The organism is Desulfogranum marinum (genome assembly GCF_016918565.1).
Lineage (GTDB): Bacteria > Desulfobacterota > Desulfobulbia > Desulfobulbales > Desulfobulbaceae > Desulfogranum > Desulfogranum marinum.
On the sequence record NZ_JAFFQD010000030.1, the window covers coordinates 15,250 to 32,139 of the forward strand.

General features: G+C 45.2%; 14 protein-coding genes and 1 tRNA gene. 3 read left to right on the forward strand and 12 right to left on the reverse strand.

The window, feature by feature from the left end; translation table 11 throughout:
* Positions 1–74 precede the first annotated feature (74 nt).
* Positions 75–1,241, reverse strand: coding sequence for an ABC transporter substrate-binding protein (locus tag JWH17_RS15765; protein ID WP_205223597.1), 1,167 nt, complete (start codon positions 1,239–1,241; stop codon positions 75–77).
* 260 nt (positions 1,242–1,501) lie between these two features.
* Here JWH17_RS15765 and JWH17_RS15770 point away from each other — a divergent pair, with 260 nt between their 5' ends.
* On the forward strand, positions 1,502–2,443 hold the full coding sequence (locus JWH17_RS15770) for a 4Fe-4S binding protein (protein ID WP_205223598.1): 942 nt from the start codon (positions 1,502–1,504) through the stop codon (positions 2,441–2,443).
* A gap of 76 nt (positions 2,444–2,519) precedes the next feature.
* Here JWH17_RS15770 and JWH17_RS15775 read toward each other — a convergent pair whose 3' ends face one another.
* Positions 2,520–3,335, reverse strand: coding sequence for an SIR2 family NAD-dependent protein deacylase (locus tag JWH17_RS15775; protein ID WP_205223599.1), 816 nt, complete (start codon positions 3,333–3,335; stop codon positions 2,520–2,522).
* A gap of 185 nt (positions 3,336–3,520) precedes the next feature.
* Between JWH17_RS15775 and JWH17_RS15780 the strand changes: the two genes are divergently transcribed.
* A complete protein-coding gene (locus JWH17_RS15780) occupies positions 3,521–3,781 on the forward strand; it encodes a hypothetical protein (RefSeq protein ID WP_205223600.1) in 261 nt (86 codons plus the stop codon).
* Positions 3,782–4,036: 255 nt separating this feature from the next.
* Here JWH17_RS15780 and JWH17_RS15785 read toward each other — a convergent pair.
* The 3 genes from JWH17_RS15785 to JWH17_RS15795 form a co-directional block, all read right to left on the reverse strand.
* A tRNA-His gene (locus tag JWH17_RS15785) sits at positions 4,037–4,113 on the reverse strand.
* Positions 4,114–4,171: 58 nt separating this feature from the next.
* Complete coding sequence (locus JWH17_RS15790) at positions 4,172–4,822, reverse strand: zinc ribbon domain-containing protein (RefSeq protein WP_205223601.1); 651 nt, start codon at positions 4,820–4,822, stop codon at positions 4,172–4,174.
* Between the two features lie 197 nt (positions 4,823–5,019).
* Positions 5,020–6,702 carry a prephenate dehydratase domain-containing protein gene (locus JWH17_RS15795; protein WP_205223602.1) on the reverse strand — a complete coding sequence of 561 codons (1,683 nt, stop codon included), beginning with the start codon at positions 6,700–6,702 and terminating at the stop codon, positions 5,020–5,022.
* Positions 6,703–7,037: 335 nt separating this feature from the next.
* Between JWH17_RS15795 and JWH17_RS15800 the strand changes: the two genes are divergently transcribed.
* Positions 7,038–9,962 carry a DEAD/DEAH box helicase gene (locus JWH17_RS15800; protein ID WP_205223603.1) on the forward strand — a complete coding sequence of 975 codons (2,925 nt, stop codon included), beginning with the start codon at positions 7,038–7,040 and terminating at the stop codon, positions 9,960–9,962.
* A gap of 316 nt (positions 9,963–10,278) precedes the next feature.
* Here JWH17_RS15800 and JWH17_RS15805 read toward each other — a convergent pair whose 3' ends face one another.
* From JWH17_RS15805 to tolQ, 7 genes are all read right to left on the reverse strand, one after another.
* Complete coding sequence (locus JWH17_RS15805; protein WP_205223604.1) at positions 10,279–10,737, reverse strand: SH3 domain-containing protein; 459 nt, start codon at positions 10,735–10,737, stop codon at positions 10,279–10,281.
* Between the two features lie 32 nt (positions 10,738–10,769).
* Complete coding sequence (locus JWH17_RS15810) at positions 10,770–11,519, reverse strand: TlyA family RNA methyltransferase (RefSeq protein WP_319548006.1); 750 nt, start codon at positions 11,517–11,519, stop codon at positions 10,770–10,772.
* Between the two features lie 125 nt (positions 11,520–11,644).
* Positions 11,645–12,676 carry a tetratricopeptide repeat protein gene (locus JWH17_RS15815; protein ID WP_205223605.1) on the reverse strand — a complete coding sequence of 344 codons (1,032 nt, stop codon included), beginning with the start codon at positions 12,674–12,676 and terminating at the stop codon, positions 11,645–11,647.
* A gap of 273 nt (positions 12,677–12,949) precedes the next feature.
* Positions 12,950–14,245, reverse strand: a complete 1,296-nt coding sequence (gene tolB / locus JWH17_RS15820) for a Tol-Pal system beta propeller repeat protein TolB (protein ID WP_205223606.1) — start codon at positions 14,243–14,245, stop codon at positions 12,950–12,952.
* A gap of 200 nt (positions 14,246–14,445) precedes the next feature.
* Positions 14,446–15,441: a cell envelope integrity protein TolA gene (gene tolA / locus JWH17_RS15825; RefSeq protein WP_205223607.1), complete on the reverse strand. Its 996-nt coding sequence runs from the start codon at positions 15,439–15,441 to the stop codon at positions 14,446–14,448.
* Between the two features lie 14 nt (positions 15,442–15,455).
* On the reverse strand, positions 15,456–15,875 hold the full coding sequence (gene tolR, locus JWH17_RS15830) for a protein TolR (protein ID WP_205223608.1): 420 nt from the start codon (positions 15,873–15,875) through the stop codon (positions 15,456–15,458).
* 7 nt (positions 15,876–15,882) lie between these two features.
* A complete protein-coding gene (gene tolQ / locus JWH17_RS15835) occupies positions 15,883–16,575 on the reverse strand; it encodes a protein TolQ (RefSeq protein WP_205223609.1) in 693 nt (230 codons plus the stop codon).
* Between the last annotated feature and the right edge of the window lie 315 nt (positions 16,576–16,890).

A 16,890-nucleotide genomic window follows, 5' to 3' on the forward strand; every position in this document is an offset into this window, starting at 1 on the left:
TGCCTGTTAACAATATTGTTTTTTTACGCACGGAGCTATACCATGATCGTCCCCCATGTGGCAACAAACAGAAACTACTTTTTCTCATTCATTAAAACAAACTTGCCGTCCTTTACGGTCAGCATGGCAAAGGCATCGAGCCCCAGACCATTATGGTCTGTTGCTGAAAAGTTAAAGATACCGGCAGTACCTATCATATCTTTGATGGTTTCGATGGATGCGCGTACCTTTTCACGATCGTCCCCACCCTGCTCAATGGCCTTGGCAAGAATACTCATGGCATCATAGGAATGACCGCCAAAAGTAGAAATATCTTCATTAAATTTATTCTCATACATTTCTTTATACTTCAGGAGAAAATCTTTTTGATCTCCTGCGGGGAGGCTTTCGGCGACCATTAATTTGCTCGCAGGAAAAATTATACCCTCTGCAGCAGCTCCGGCAGCTTCCACATATTTAATATTAGCAAAACCATGACTCTGGAAGAGAGGGACATCCCAACCTGCCTGGCGAATATTTTTAGCCACGATTGACTGAGCTGGAACGATGGACCAATTAATAACCGCCTGAATGCTCTCGTTAGCTTTAAGTTTGGCAACCACCGCTGAGAGATCAGTGGTCTTCTTGTCGTAAACCTCCTGAGCAACAATCTCGACGCTGTATTCCGGAGCTATTTTTTCCAGTTGCTTTTTCCCAGCCTTACCAAAACCTGTATTTCCAGCCAATACGGCAATTTTTGTAATGCCCATATCCTGCATGGTCATAAAAATCTGTTGTGCTGCATAGCTATCGCTTGGCGCCGTCTTAAAGACATAGGAGGCGAGTGGATTAACAATCAGTTCTGCAGAAGCACACGAGATAAGAATAGTTTTGCCCTGCTGACATATCTTTTTAATTTTCAGAGTTTCACCACTGGTGGATGGACCAATGATGGCAAAGACTTTTTCTTCTTCAATAAGTTGGCGGGCAAAAGATATGGCCTTTTCAGGACTGCCTCCGGAATCCTTGACAATCAGCTCGACCTGATTGCCATTAATACCGCCACGTTGATTAATATCGTCAACCAACATACGCAACGAACGGCTTTCCGGGCCGCCAAGAAAAGAAGCCGGACCGGTTTCCGCCAATATTGCGCCTATCTTATACGTAGCAGCAACGGCTCCAGTGGCAAATAATACAACAGCACCCACAGCCAACAAATAACTACCCCAAAAAACGGTAAGGCCTTCTTTTTTACGCATCCTCTCTCTCCTTTTCTTAAAATCAATTCAATGGACTTTATCAACCTTTAGCAAAGCATTTATACTCCGTAAAAACAGCTTTACCCACTCTCCAAACGACATAATTCCAACCAGTTAATACCATAACAGGCCAGCAAGTCAACATTTCCTAACTTTTCTGCAGCTGCGGATCATGGTATAGTTCATAAGGAGAGAGTACATTTAAGCATAGATGTTTTAGTAAAATGCAGGTATCTCCTCATCCCATACAGAGGTTGAAAATGCGCAAATTCAGGATATTTCCCCGACCATCGACTATTGCTTTTATCCGTGAAGCCTGGAAGAGCCCTTCGTTTTCACTGATGGATTGGATCCACGGCTACGTGTATGGACGGTGGACCTACCTCTATATAGGGATTGGCAAAGGAAATCATCCGCTTGCAAAAATTATCCGACCGATGGTCGGTTTTTTTCAGCGTATCAGCTATTTTTTACCTACCCTCACAACTGGGAACAAAAAAACCACTTTCAGCGACACCTACCACGGCAAGGTTATTTCCGTAAATGAGGCCAAAAAACTGGTGACAGTAAACCGTGAAATAGTCATTGATGATCTGGAAAAAGTTATCCCTTACACCAAAGCAAGAAGCATTATTCTCAAAAATCCAGAAAATATTGTTGTCCTTGACTGCCCCTGCAGATTATCAAGTCCTACTCCATGCCTGCCGGTGGATGTCTGTTTAATTATTGGGGAGCCTTTTGCATCTTTTGTTGTGGAACATCATCCTCACCGCTCAAGAAAAATAACACAGGCTGAGGCTCTTACCATTGTTGAACAAGAGCATAAAAGAGGCCACGTGCAGCATGCCTTTTTCAAAGAAGCCATGCTCAATCGATTTTATGCTATCTGTAATTGCTGTGGCTGTTGCTGCGGGGCTATCCAAGCCATGAAGAATGGTACTCCAATGCTTGCATCATCCGGGTATATAGCAAACATCGATGCTGAACTGTGTGAAGGATGCCTGGCATGTGTCCATTTCTGTCAATTTCAGGCAATTGCAGGGGAACGTCACCAGAGCGCTACAGTTGATACTGCACAATGTCTTGGCTGCGGGGTTTGTGCCGACAAATGTAAAAATGGAGCCATCACCTTAACAAGAGCCCCTGAAAAAGGCGTCCCGCTGGTAGTTGAAAAACTGCTGAACAGTGAAAATTCGGAGTAAATTAACAGTTTTTTCGCCTACCATAGTAAGCACCAGGCTCTGAGAGATTGGGTGAAAATGATGCAAGGTTGTTTTTTCATGCTGCTACAACCAAACTGACAAACCAGGGAAGTGTTTCTTCCACATCGCCTTTAAAACAATAATCACCCTCCCTGCCGCTTTGTGCAGACAGCTGCCTTGCAAGTACGTGTTCCTGATTAAATTCGTACACACGCCCGTTATTGCGTTTCACCAAAAACGGTATCTCCGCAGCAGGATACACCTGGGCGGAAGTACCTATGACCAGCAAAAAATCGGCTTTGGAAGCTATGGCAGCAATTCTGTCATACTCACGCACATCCTCGCCGAAAAGGACAATACCAGGCTTTAAAGGAAAACCGCACTTGGGACAAGGTACACTGCCCCTGCCCTGATAGTGTGATTTGCTAACCGGCATGCGGTTCCTGCACTGCAGGCACTGGAGGTGTTGATGCTCGCCATGTATTTCTACTACCTGACGGCTTCCGGCTTTCTGGTGGAGTCGATCAACATTCTGCGTAATAACCGCTTTCAGCAACCCCTCTCTTTCTAACTCCACCAGAGCATTATGGGCCTTACTTGGCTCCTTGTCCAACAGAACCAAACCAAGTTCACGATATAGTTGCCACGCTTTATCTGGATTACGCAAAAACACCTCCAAAGTAGCGTACTCTTCAGGATTGAATATGCTCCATAATCCACCTGGACTCCTGAAATCAGGTATCCCGGAAGCAACCGAAATTCCGGCACCAGTCAGGGCAATAGGATATTCGGCATTCTGATAGGCCTCAACAGCTTGCTGTACTTCAACACTCTGTTCAAAAGGAAGTATCTGCAACATGGTGGTATTCTCACTGTCAACAACAAAAGTCACCTAACCGCTACACCTGCAACGCGCAATTCCGGAATACAGTTTTAAAAATTCCTTTTTTCCGAAACAACAAATAAAAACAAGAATCAACAAATTGAACAAACTCTACAATTCCAACGCACTAGAGCTAAAAAAACAATCTGGAATGAAAAGTGCAATAGTAATAGAAAAAAATTTTGAGGTGAATTATGGTCATTTTTGTTTGTGCACCCTACTTTAAAGAACTGATACGGCACTCTGATAGAGAAAAAACGAAAATTCTCTTCCAAACAGCCTGTAGGATACTCGCCCCGCAACTGCAAGCAATCAATGCAGCAGATTTTTGTAAAGCAATAGGGGTCGCTGACGACTTTATCCCTCTTTTTTATAAATACACTAAAAGCTCATCAACCATCCATCAAAAACAGCGTAATGGATACTATACAACCGCAACCCCGGTCTCTCTTTGAAAAGTAACTTTCGGTTAACGACCCGGATTCCTCATAAACATTTTCTTGTTTCATGAAAAAATATTCATGAGGAATCATACAATCAGGGTTAAGAGCGATGACCAAAGAGAGCGCAGGTTTACCCTGCTTAAACATCAATATTTTGGGGAGAAAAGAACCTGCCTGGGTGGGCGCTAACGCATGAAAAGGACGAGAGTTTTCCAGAGAAAAAAAAAGGCACTTCAAGTGCGATACTTGAAATGCCTTTTCAATTTGTGGGGTGAGCGATGGGACTTGAACCCACGACCTCCGAGGCCACAACCCGGTGCTACCACCAGCTGAGCTACGCTCACCACTGAACGTGGGCTTATATACCCTCAAGCAGATCTTTTGGCAAGCAGAAAGTTCAATTTATAAATCTTTCTGGCAGTGTTTACACACTTTAGCCCGACTTTTAATCAACTCGCTACAGAATGGGCACTCTTTCAAAAAATTCTGCGCCAGTAATTTATTGAGCGCCATATTCACTGCCTGCTCAAGATCTGTATCCCTATAACTAAAATTGCGAAGAGGTTCTATACAGGAAACATCGTTTAGGGGAACCAGGTACGTAACAGCTCGCTTTCTGTCCGACAGTTTGGCATGTTCATCGAGGATCAAGAACAGTACAGATTCCAGATCACCCTTTTCAACACAGGTGTCCAAAGCTGCAACAGCTTTTTTTTCTTTTTGAAAACGATCATTCTGCTTTTTCATGCTCTCAACATCAACCAGACTGCCTTTAAAAGCATCATGACCGGCAACCATCATATTATAGTTTTCATTGGAATCCGGGATTTCCATATGTCGATAAGAGCCGACATGACCGTATTGGTCTTCGATGTACTTCCATCCTTTAACAAAAAGAGGGCATTCATCATTGAGACAGACAAAAAGAAATTCAGATCCCCAGCCAAGCCCGTCACCGACATGCATTGGTGGCGCATGACAAAGCGACAACTCTTGTTTACAGTGGGGACAGGTATGTTTTTCTTCGAGATACTTCAATGCACGGGACAACATAAAGGCAAAAGCTCCTTTTTTAGAGAAAATTGAACATATTCTTCTTATCCTACCATCTAAGGTTATTCAGTTTTCTCTGCGTCATCTGATAACCCTCTATAACAGGTGCTGTTTGACATATTTGACAATTTCCGCCCATAAAGGCGAACGCAAAGGTGAAAAATAACCACTGGTACCTTAATGGTCAACACACCTTATTAAATCATTTTCCCCAATACCGTATCCACGGCTTTAGCCTGCTCCATTCTTGCACGAAGGAACGAGTCACTCAGATGTTGAGCATTCTTATTAATCAGTTCGCTTAAAGGACCTATGGAAGCCGCATCTGCGAGTTCCATTATTGTCTGTAGATTTTTTAAAAAATCGATCACAATTTTATTGCCAGCACCAGAGGTGGACATTATTTCCGCATAGGTCCTCGGATTCTGTGAATGCACCCTGGCCATTGCTAAAATAGGGTACAGGGATGTCAGGGTACTATGACTGGCAATATCTTCACTGGTGATTTCATTTTCCTGCAGTGTCATGGCCAGAGCAACCGAAATAGCAGTGGGCAACTTCTGGCCGACCCCCATCAATAAATCATGCTGGGTAGAGCTGTCGTGATAAATATCAGCACCATGTTTATACATAAATGCTTCAAACTCACTGCAATACAAACCGCTCCGCGGCGTTCTGACCACCACTGCATTTTTATCTTTCATTGTGGCTGCCTGAGGCCCCCACAAATTATGCACCAGCATAACTTCTACCGTTTCCGAGGTAGTTTCAAGTGCCGTGTTAACTGTTTTTTCCGATTCGCCTGCAAGTAAAATAAGCGCTTTGTTTCCGGCAATCATCGGCCCATATTTGGCAATGGTTTCGGTGGTAACCGATATCGGAACACAGATGATGACAACGTCCACATAACGGATCATCTCTTCCGGTCGCAACGAGGTGGAGCGACCACTCATGAACACTTTGTACCCTTCACTCTCCAAGCGATCTGCAAACCACTTGCTCATCGCTCCGGTGCCGATAAAGCCAAACGATTTTATGTGCTTGGTTCGCATATCGATCCGAGGGAAACTGCCAAGCACTTGAATAGCGCCCGGCTGCTGAATAACCTTGTTCTCGATATGCTGCAGTGCACTGCTCATCATCTCGGTGCTGATATGACCTTCTGCTTCTATGTAGATCTGCAGCTTTTGGGTTTTTATATCATTCTCTGAGCGCATATCGAGAATATTAATACCCCGCTGAGAGAATTCCTGGAGGATATCTACCAGTAACCCTACGCGATCATCTAAAGGTACAGTGACAAAGGTGGTGGCATCATACCCGGTCGGCTTGGGTAAATCATGCGCAAACACAGCAAATCTGGTACGGTTATGGGGAGCGACCTCCCGCTCAAGTATATGAAATCCGTGCTCACTAAGCATTTCCACAGGAGCAATGAATCCGACTCCTGATCGTTGCCCGCTGCTGATGTCAGCCATTACCTGTTCGACATCGCTGACCACCATCTGGTCAACGTCTGGTAAATGCTGATCAATAAACTCGGCACACTGGCCCAGGACTTCTCGCCTTCCAACCAGTAAATGTATGGAATCTAAATCAGCATCCGGCTGATGCATCCCCAGTGAAAGGTCGGAGTAGACAATAACATTGTCCACCCAATACCCTGCTTTCAGGTGGTCAAAAATACGAAAATACTGTTTATTCTCCCCTTCGCGGGTATTATAGACAGGCAGGATTGCGCAATCCACATCGTGATTAACAAAAGAGGAAATCACTTTTTTCGAACTCGAATGGGTACGCAAAACTGCATCATCTGCATATTTTTGTGCAGCTTTCCACGCTAAAGATCCTTGAGGTCCAATTGTGGCAATGGTTAACATTTCTATACCTATGGAATTTGTGTATACAGTACTGCAGCAGCCGGAAAACAGCAAAAAAACACGTAACTATTGAGCAGCACCCCCATTCTCCCTAATCCGCCCCAGCATAGCGATGTAGAGCTAATCGGTATGCTTATGAATAATTGAAACACAGATGAATAGCTACAGTTCGGGATAGATTGAGAGTTTGTAGATCTTTACGAATAGTTACCAAAACATTTTTTATACGCTCAAGCCACTCAAGTCGATTGAGTGACGCCCTTCCCGACCATGGTGGAAAAGGGCCAAGCAATAGTATAAGATATTTTTAAAATAACAAACACTAATAGTTATCAATGGGGACAGAAGGAGAGAAAACAGGCGTTACAGAGTATGTTACCGCACTTAAACAATCTGAAAAATTCGGCCGGCAAGTTGTTGCTCACCACACCGATGCTCCCCAAATAGCTGAACATGCTTCGTCTAAACTGCTGTCCGACCCGATACGGAGCCTGTTACACAATATAGGGATAAAGGCCCTCTACTCCCACCAGGCAGCAGCTATAGAACATGTTGCAGCAGGACGACATGTTATTATTTCCACAGCTACGGCCTCGGGGAAAAGCCTGATATATAATCTACCTGTAATACAAAGCCTACTTACCGAGCCCCTGACAAAAGCCCTTTATTTATTTCCCTTAAAAGCACTGGCTCAGGACCAGTTGAAAACCCTTCAAACCCTCGTCCATAACCTTCCAGAGGAGGTTCTGCCGGAAACCGATACGGCTGCAATATATGACGGTGACACCTCCGGCTATAAACGAAAAAAGATACGTGAACAACTGCCGGCAGTGCTTATAACCAACCCTGATATGCTCCATCTTTCCCTGTTACCTTACAGCGACAAATGGGCGCATTTTTTCTCACATCTTAAGTATATTATCATTGATGAAGTACATACGTATCGAGGTGTTTTCGGCTCGCATATCGCCTGGGTTCTGCGCCGCTTGAATAGGATGTGCGAAGTTTACGGTACCCAACCGACCTACATCCTCACGTCTGCTACGGTTGGCAACCCTGAAGACCTGGCACAAAACCTGACCGGACAACGGTTTGTTTCAGTTACCGCCTCAGGAGCCGGTAAAGCAGCCAAACATACCCTGCTGCTTAACCCAATAGACTCAGCAGCAGGCGCGGCAACCCTGCTACTCGACGCTGCTGTACACAGAAAACTGCGAACCATCATCTATACGCAATCAAGAAAGATGACAGAGCTGATCACCATGTGGTCCGGCAAGCGGCTCAAAGAGTATCAACACAACATAGCTTCTTATCGGGCCGGCTTTCTCCCTGAAGATCGACGCCATATAGAAAAAAAGCTTGTGACAGGGGAACTGCTTGCCGTTATCACCACTTCAGCACTTGAGCTGGGTATAGATATCGGTACCCTGGACATATGTATAATGGTTGGTTACCCCGGATCTATAATGGCAGCCAGGCAACGGGCTGGAAGGGTCGGGAGAAATAATCGCGAATCATTAGTCATCCTTATTGGTCATGAAGATGCCCTTGATCAGTACTTTATGCGCAACCCTGAAGATTTTTTCGCCCGCCCGGTTGAATCTGTCACCATCAACCCGCTCAATACCTTTATTGCCGGCCGGCACCTGGTGTGCGCAGCTGCGGAAATACCTCTCCACAGAGAGGAGCCACTGCTCCAGGCCTATAAACTCGATCAACAGTTGCAAGAACTAACCACTGCCGGAGAGTTGCTGCAGTCTGCAAATGGCAACTCTTGGTTTGCCGCTCGAAAGTACCCGCAACGTCATGTCAGTATCAGGGGGAGCGGCCACCCCTTTATGATTTACCTTTCAGCAAACAATAAAATAATAGGTGAAATTGACGGGCGTCGCGTTATCACAGAATGTCATAAGGGAGCAATCTATCTGCATATGGCACAAAGCTATTACGTCGACGGCCTTGATATGGAAGAAAAGGCTGTCTATGTCAGCCCAATATCCCCCAATTATTTTACCCGTGTCCAATCAACCAAAACCACCGAGATACTAGAGGAATTCTCACGAACTCAACTCAAAGGTGTGGTCGTTTTTTTTGGTCGGCTACGGGTGACCGAGCATATCACGGGATACTTGAAAATTCTCTCCGGCAGCATGAAGATCATCGGTCGTCGTCCGCTTGATCTTCCCCCGCAGACCTTTGAAACAGAAGGCTACTGGCTCCTGCTTCCCCCACATATCAAAAATGCCTGCGAACACCACCAATTTCATTTTATGGGCGGCATACACGCCATGGAGCATGCTCTTATTGGACTGATGCCGCTTTTGGTACTTTGTGACCGCAATGACATTGGCGGCATTTCTCATCCTTGGCATGACCAAATAGAAGGAGCCGCTGTTTTTGTCTACGACGGCCATGCCGGTGGCGTGGGACTGGCACGTGAGGCGTTTTCTCATATACACAGCCTGGTTGAAAGTACTCTGAACGCCGTACGCTCCTGCAGCTGTGACGCAGGTTGCCCGAGCTGTGTCCATTCTTCTAAATGTGGTTCAGGTAACCGCCCAATAGACAAAAATGGATGCGTTTATATCATGGAGGCATTGCTGAAACCGCCGCCTGCTTCAAACTCCGCAATGGTAGAGCACCCCCCTTTACCGACTCTCAAAAAAACAACGAATCACATCGAGCAGGTCATCCTGCCCGAAAATTATTGTGTTTTCGATATAGAAACAAAAAGGTCAGCCCAGGAGGTAGGCGGCTGGCATAGAGCACAAAATATGGGGGTCAGCGTTGCCGTAGTATATGACAACAGGCAACAAAAATTTCTTGTGTATGAAGAGAAACAGATAGAACAACTGATCATATCTCTTTTCTCATTTGACCTCGTTGTCGGCTTTAATAACAAACGGTTTGACAACAAAGTGCTCTCAGCCTATACCCGAAAAAATCTTTCCTCCCTGCCGTCCTTTGACATCCTGGAAGTAATTTACAATCAACTTGGCTACCGGCTCAGTCTGGATCACCTCGCCGAACAGACACTGGGCAAAAGCAAGCAAGGACATGGCCTGCAGGCTCTTGAATGGTTTAAACAGGGAGAAATGGAAAAGCTGACAGCCTATTGCCGAGAAGATGTACAATTGACAAAAGAACTTTTTCTCTTTGGAATCCGGCAGCAGCACCTTCTTTTCCGAAACAAAGCGAAGAAAAAGGTGCGACTGCCGGTTAATTTTCAAGCCGCGTTAGCCCGGATTTCTCATCAGTGAAGTTTTTCGCAGATCGAGGCGCAGGACACGCAGCAGGTAAGCGTAGACTCCGATAGTAAGCTACCGCAAATGGCATGCAACAAAGAGTCTGCGGAAAAATCCGCTGACCCGGAGGGTGAGTTTTTTGATTATCGACGAAAAAACAGTCTGTTTTTTTAACGCTACCGTATTTTCTATAAATATCAAAAACTTAAACCGAAAACCAAAAAACTCATGAGAAATTCGGGCTAGCCCGAGTATCAGATCAGGCTAAACAGCGGTAGATTAAAAATTGTGGTGAGCGACTACAGTAACTTCTCGTTTTTAGAAAAAAAGCTTACGGCCATACCAGGGAGCGGTGGACCCAGCCGTTGATCTCAGGGTGACTGACCTGTATCCAGTCACCCTGATTATCACCCTTTTTTAAAATAACGTCTTTGGACACGGTCCCTACCTTTGCATTGTTGGTTCCAGGACCACTGCGAACATTCCCTTCCTCGACCTTTACAATCACATAAGGAGATGCCGAAACTAAGGTATCATAAATCCACCCCTTGTCGCCCTCATAATCCTCAATTTTGACCCACTGTCCTTTTTTTGATAAAACTCGTAAAGGATAATGCATAGGTAACTGATAAATAGCCTCATAATTGGTGCCTGGGCCGGAACGTAGGTTTACGCCGTCTTTTGTAACAGTTACATATTCTGCTGCCGATGAACTCAAAACGGTCGCTCCCACTAGAGTGGCAGCTGTAACAGTTGATATGAATACATTTTTGACGATATTTCTTTTCATCGTTATCTCCTTATTTATCTTAACCCTATTCTTCAGTGAAGATCACTTGATTGTCCGGTAAGCAGTATAAAAAACTCCTGATTACCTTTTGCCCCGCGTATGGGTGAGGCAATAATTCCTTGGGAATATAAGCCAAGCGTTGCAGCATGGGTCTCTACCATTTCAATAGCTTCAGCGTGCAAGTCCTGATCAGTGATAACCCCACCTGCTGTAATTTTTTTTTGCGGTAACTGGAACTGTGGTTTAATTAATGCCAAAATCATAACAGTGGTATCAAAAAACTGAACAAGTGGTTCCAGTAGGAGATTCAGCGAAATGAAGGAAGCATCAATAACGCAAAAATCTACAGATTCCGGTATTTCCTTTTTGGTGAGGAAACGGGCATTGGTTCGCTCCAACACAACCACTCTTTTATCCTGGCGAATTTTCCAGTCCAATATACCATAGCCGACATCCACGCAATAAGCGCGTTTCGCATTATTCTGGAGCAGGCAATCAGTAAAACCTCCTGTAGAACTACCTATATCAAGACAGATTTTCCCTGCCGGATCAATGGCAAAATGCTCAAGCGCTGGTGCAAGTTTTTCGCCGCCCCTACTCACAAAACGTTTTGTTTTATGAAGGCTGATCTTGACGTGCTCTTCGTGTTGACTTTCCGCTTTCTCACGAAGCATTCCGTTTACCCGAATCACACCCGAACAGATTAACCGCCGGGCTTCATCAAGGCTTTTGGCAAGCTGCCTTTCAACCAACATTATGTCGAGTCGTTTTTTCTTGCCCACTGTTAATCAATCCAGAAATAAAAAAGGTCGTTCTTGTCCAACCGGTTGAGTGCATGCAGCCTGATATTTGAAACTGTTGACGGCACAATGCCTTGTAATGATTCGGTTTGAGTCATCCTCTCAGCTTAAAGATTTGCCAGTCGACTCTTTGCCTGGCCGGCCTCACTACTGCCCGCATAATCATTGATAAGCTTTTTATAGATAATTTTAGCTGTTTCATGGTCAGTGAGTTTTTCAAATGACATCCCTTGTTTCAGCAGGGCCTGGGGGGTAAGGCTGTTTCTAGAGTGATTAGAAATCACTTTTTGATAATCAAGGATTGCCAGATCATACTCACCTTGATAAAAAAGGCATTCTCCCATGTAAAAAAGCGTTTCGGCAGCGCGTTTCCCTTGTGGATTACCGGCTAATACCTGCTCAAATCCTCGATAGGCATCCTGATATTTTTTTGCCTGATACTGCTGCATCGCCTGGTTAAATGGCTCTGATGTCAAATCAGGAGTAACAACCGTTTTAACCTGTGGCTGTACTTCTTCTACTTTTGGGGCAGTCGCCACGGAAGCCTGAGCAGGAGTTTCCTCACCATTGACAACAGGGGCGCTGCCAATCTTTACTTTCTTTTTATCTGGAGTGACTCTTGCCAGTTGCGAGCCGCTGGTTGCAGCAACATAGCTCTGACGACGCGCCTCTTCAGCTTTTATAGCAGCTGCGCGGGCACGTTTTTCCGCCTCTCGAACCCTTTGTTGCTGGGCTTGCTCAATATTTCCTCTTAACAGAGCGACCTGTTGCTCTAGAACAGAAATTTTTTGATCTGTTTCAAGCAGCTTGGTTTTATTCTCTTCACGCATTGCCTCTATTGCAGCCTGCAGGTTAGCAATATCCTCTTTGCCCTGCTCCCGGTAGAGACTTGCCTGGTGGGCACTCTCTTCAATCATGGACTGCAGGCGCATAGTTTCGCTTTCTACTTGACCTATTTTATTCACGGAGCTGGCCTGCCGCTTTTGCATTTGATTGACTGTAGTGGACTTAACCTCATCCACTTTTTGATTAACGGCCCGGAGTTGATTATTCAGAACTCGAACCTCATCTTGTGTTGCACATTGGGTTAGCAGTAACAATGAACAGCCGGCCACAGTAATATTACGAATAGTTTTCATGTACGCTCCCTTTTCATTCACTCTATAATAAACCGATTTAAGGAAACCTCAAATTCCGCCCAAAAGACGGTCAGCCCTTTGCGATAACAACCATGCAAAGCCTCACCGAAAAGGGGCGGAAAAATGGATTTTTTAAATTACATTTCTATACTCATGTTACTTTAAAAATCTTTATTGCGCAGCAGCGCCCTGTTCTCTTAGAAAAGACCTTCTCAAGTACCCCGGCAAAAAAGGACAACTCACCTTTGATTGGAGTGACGACCATGGAAAGTGTTATAAAGAAGGGGACCATTGCGGGTACGACTTATTGCCCTTAAAAGGAAAAAGCACACGCAATCCTTTTCCATTTTTACCTATAATACAGATCTCTGATTTACCGTTTCTTCTCCGGGCAAAAGTCAACAATTTTCCATCCGGCGACCATGAAGGCGACTCGTAATCACCCCAACTTGTGGTCAACCGTTTCACATTATTTCCCTGTGGATCCATAATAAAAAGCTGATTATGCCCGTCAACCAATCCTGAAAAAGCAATCAAGTCTCCTTTGGGTGACCAATTAGGTTCGCTGTTCTGCGAGCCGGCGGATTTAAAGGTCAAACGCTTCACATTTCCACTCCTTAAATCCATTGTATACACTTGAGGCTTCCCACTGCGATCGGAAACAAACACAATGTTGTTACCATCCGGAGAATAGGAGGCAGAGACATTAATTCCAGACCTTGATGTGATGCGTTTGAGTATTTCCCCTTTTCTATCCAAAAGGTACAAGTCAGGTCCACCATCTTTACTCAAGGTGACGACCATATTCTTGCCATCCGGAGAAAAAGCAGGTGCTAAGTTCATCCCGCTTCTGCGAGAAAGTGACCTGGTCACCTTGTTTTGCCTGAGATCGGTAATGTAAAGGTCCTGATTACCACGGTGATAGGTGGTATAAGCGAGATAATTGCCATCAGGGGTAAATCTTGGAGAAACAGCTAAATGCTTGTGTTTAGTGATCTGTCTTTGATTTCGACCTAAAATATCCGAGATATATATTTCCTTTCGACCTGACACATCAGACACATAGGCGATGGAAGTTCTGCTGATCCCCGGTTCACCGGTGAATTCCTCTATCAAACCATCGGCAAGTCGTAAAACCATGTCATCCTGCTGGCTGGCGGCTCCTCGGTAGCGCCTTCCTGCCAGGAGTCTGTTTTCAGCAACATCAAGCAGCCGCCCTTCAATAACCATCTCTTGAGCGCTCTGGCTGAACTTTCCCATAACAGCATAATCAACACCCAAGGCACGCCAATCGACATTTTGCACACCAGCATAACGGCTGGTATCGACTAAATCAATAAAACCATGAATTTCCAGTGCACGACCGAGCAGTTGCGCCATCTCTTTACCCTTTTGGCTACCGGCCGGCGATCCGGTGAAGGTAAAGGCAGGCACAGCTACAACCACTTTACGAACATCAGCTGCGGTGATGTCAAGATATACCCGTTCAGCAGAGGCATTGTCCGGCAAAAAACCGCACGTAAATAAAAGAGCTACAATGACCAAAAAGTTGCGTTTGAAAAAAATCATAGTTTTTGTTGTATGTTTTATTGGAACTGTTCAGCGAAAAAAAGCTCGCCTTAACTTCGACCTGTAACTGTTCAGTTGTGCTCCGACAATCAAGCGGGCTGGATAACTATACTACCGCAAGCTATGCCTTCCGGCCTTATCGTATGCAGAGGTGAACCCAGCCACCGTGGATGCGGCTGCACAGTTGCGTTTTGTTTTCATCACATTTCCAGTTTACCAGGCCGAAAACGTAACCCCACCTCAATGGTTCTTTCCTTCATGAGCTTTGGAAAAGTCGGCATTGGAGCAGCACTATGCAGTGTTTTTACCACGACCTGGTTGAAAAAGGGGTCTCGTGATTGCTTTTCGACAGTTGTTTTCAGTACCTGTCCGTTGTTATTAATCACCAGGACAACTGTCGCCTCAAGGTTGCGATCCCACTTGCGCATATCGGGCAACACCCAGTATCCTTGTATATGCGAATAGAGGGCAGCATAGTATTGCTGGGCAACAATTGACTGCACCTGACGCCTAGCAGAGTTTCCAGAACCGCTTGCAGCAGCGGTTGTATTTTTTGTTTCCAATGCGCCTTGGCGACGATACATCTCCGCCAGGGCTCTTCTCGCATCTTTGGCGGCGAGATCAGCTTCTTTTCTTGCTTGTTCAGCTCGTGCAACCGCAGCCGCTTTTCGGGCAGCAGCAGCCTTTTGCTTTTGTTCTCTCTCCAACTGCTCATTGCGCTTTCGCTGATGCTCTTTTTCGCGCAATGCAAGTGCCCTTTTTTCACGTTCCTTTTCTTCAGCAAGTCGCGTATCAACGGCCTTTTTTATTTTTCGTTTTAAAGGTTTTACTGATATCGGCTTAGCCTCTACAACAGGATCAGGAACAACTTCAGACTCAAGGGGAATTTCCACCTCATCGGGATCAGGCTGTGCCGCCTCTTCTGGTGGTGGTTGAGGTGGCTGCTCAACTTCCGGTTGTTTGCTTGGTGGTGGTGTCGCTATTTCAGGCAGAGCTTGCGGTTCAGGCATCGAGACCAGATCAACCGTGACGAACTCATCCAAAAGCGGTTTCTGATCAAACATATCCGGCAGCAAAAAAGACCACACCAGAAGAATGACATGCAGCCCAACCGCAACAGGTGCTGCTATACGCCACTTGTTATCAGCATTTTTTTGCTGAATATAAAAATCGGATTCTGTTAAATGTACAGCCATCTAATCAAAAGACTCTACTTCTTCTTGTCTGCAGGCACGGTGATCATACCTAGTTTTTTAAAACCGGCTGATCGAATATCTGCCATGGTGGCCACAACTACTCCGTAAGGAACATTTTTATCAGCTCGTAAATACACAGGCTGTTCCTTTTGATCGTCAGGCAAGGCGGACAACTGCTGTATCAATAAAGAGGCGTTCACTTCGACCTTATTTAATACAACTTTTCCCTGTTCACTGATCGTGACCACAATCGGCTTTTCCTGCTGCCTCAACGCTTTGGCCGTTGTTGCGGGAAGATCCACCTCCAACCCCTGTGTCATCATCGGCGCGGTCACCATAAAAATGATGAGTAATACCAGCATGACATCTACCAGGGGCGTCACATTAATTTCAGCGACCAAACCTTTTTTATTTCTTAATCCTGAAGGCCCCATTGTATCCTTATGCGCGAGAAAGAATATCTCGTTCGATGAGATTCAAAAAATCTGAACTGAAATTATCAATATCGGATTCCGAATCAGCAAGTTTGTTGGAATAATAATTGAAAAAAATAACAGCTGGGATAGCTACAGCCAAGCCGGCAGCAGTCGCCACCAAAGCCTCTGATATGCCGGGGGCGACAACAGCCAAGGATGCAGATCCGCGCTCACCTATATCTTTAAATGAGGTCATGATCCCCCAGACCGTGCCAAACAAGCCGATAAAAGGCGTGGCAGATCCGGTGGTGGCCAGAAAAGAAAGAGAGCGTGACATTCTATCACTTTCCATCACCTGGGCTTTTCTTACGGACCGTTTTAAATTTTCCATGGTGGCCAACTGCATCTCCAGGGTCACGGCACCTTCACCACCATTCCTGGCTGCGCTGATTTTTTTCAGTTCTGTATAACCGGTTATAAAAACCGAGGCCTCTGGACTCTGTGAATAGTTTTGAGCAGAGTTGTAGGCTTCATTAAGCGTTTTACTGTTCCAGAAATCTTCAAGGAAATCAGCAGAAGCGTTCTCGGATTTCTTAAACATGAGGTGCTTGACGATGATAATCGACCAGGATACTACAGAAAAAATAAACAGAGTCATCATGACGAGTTTAACCATGAGCCCTGCATTAAGCAGCATTTCAATTATTGATAATGTCACAGTTTACCTAACGTTGAAGTTGAATTTAATGTCGAATAATTGCGGGCAGCGCTTGATTTGTATCTTTTGCTTCGATTTTATCCATGCAAAGGCTAAGCCCAAATAAGCAAAAGGCCGCTACACTTTCAGGGTTTGCAACCGAACCAGCTCATCAGGGCCGCGCGGCGGGCTGTCAACAGCTTGCAGAAGAGATACCGGCAGAGTTAAAGCACACCATAATTATAAATAAAAACTAGAGCCTGAAATTATAAATGAAAACAATAATTCTGTCGACCTAGATCTAAGGATGGTGTAGAAATATTTATGAAATATTCG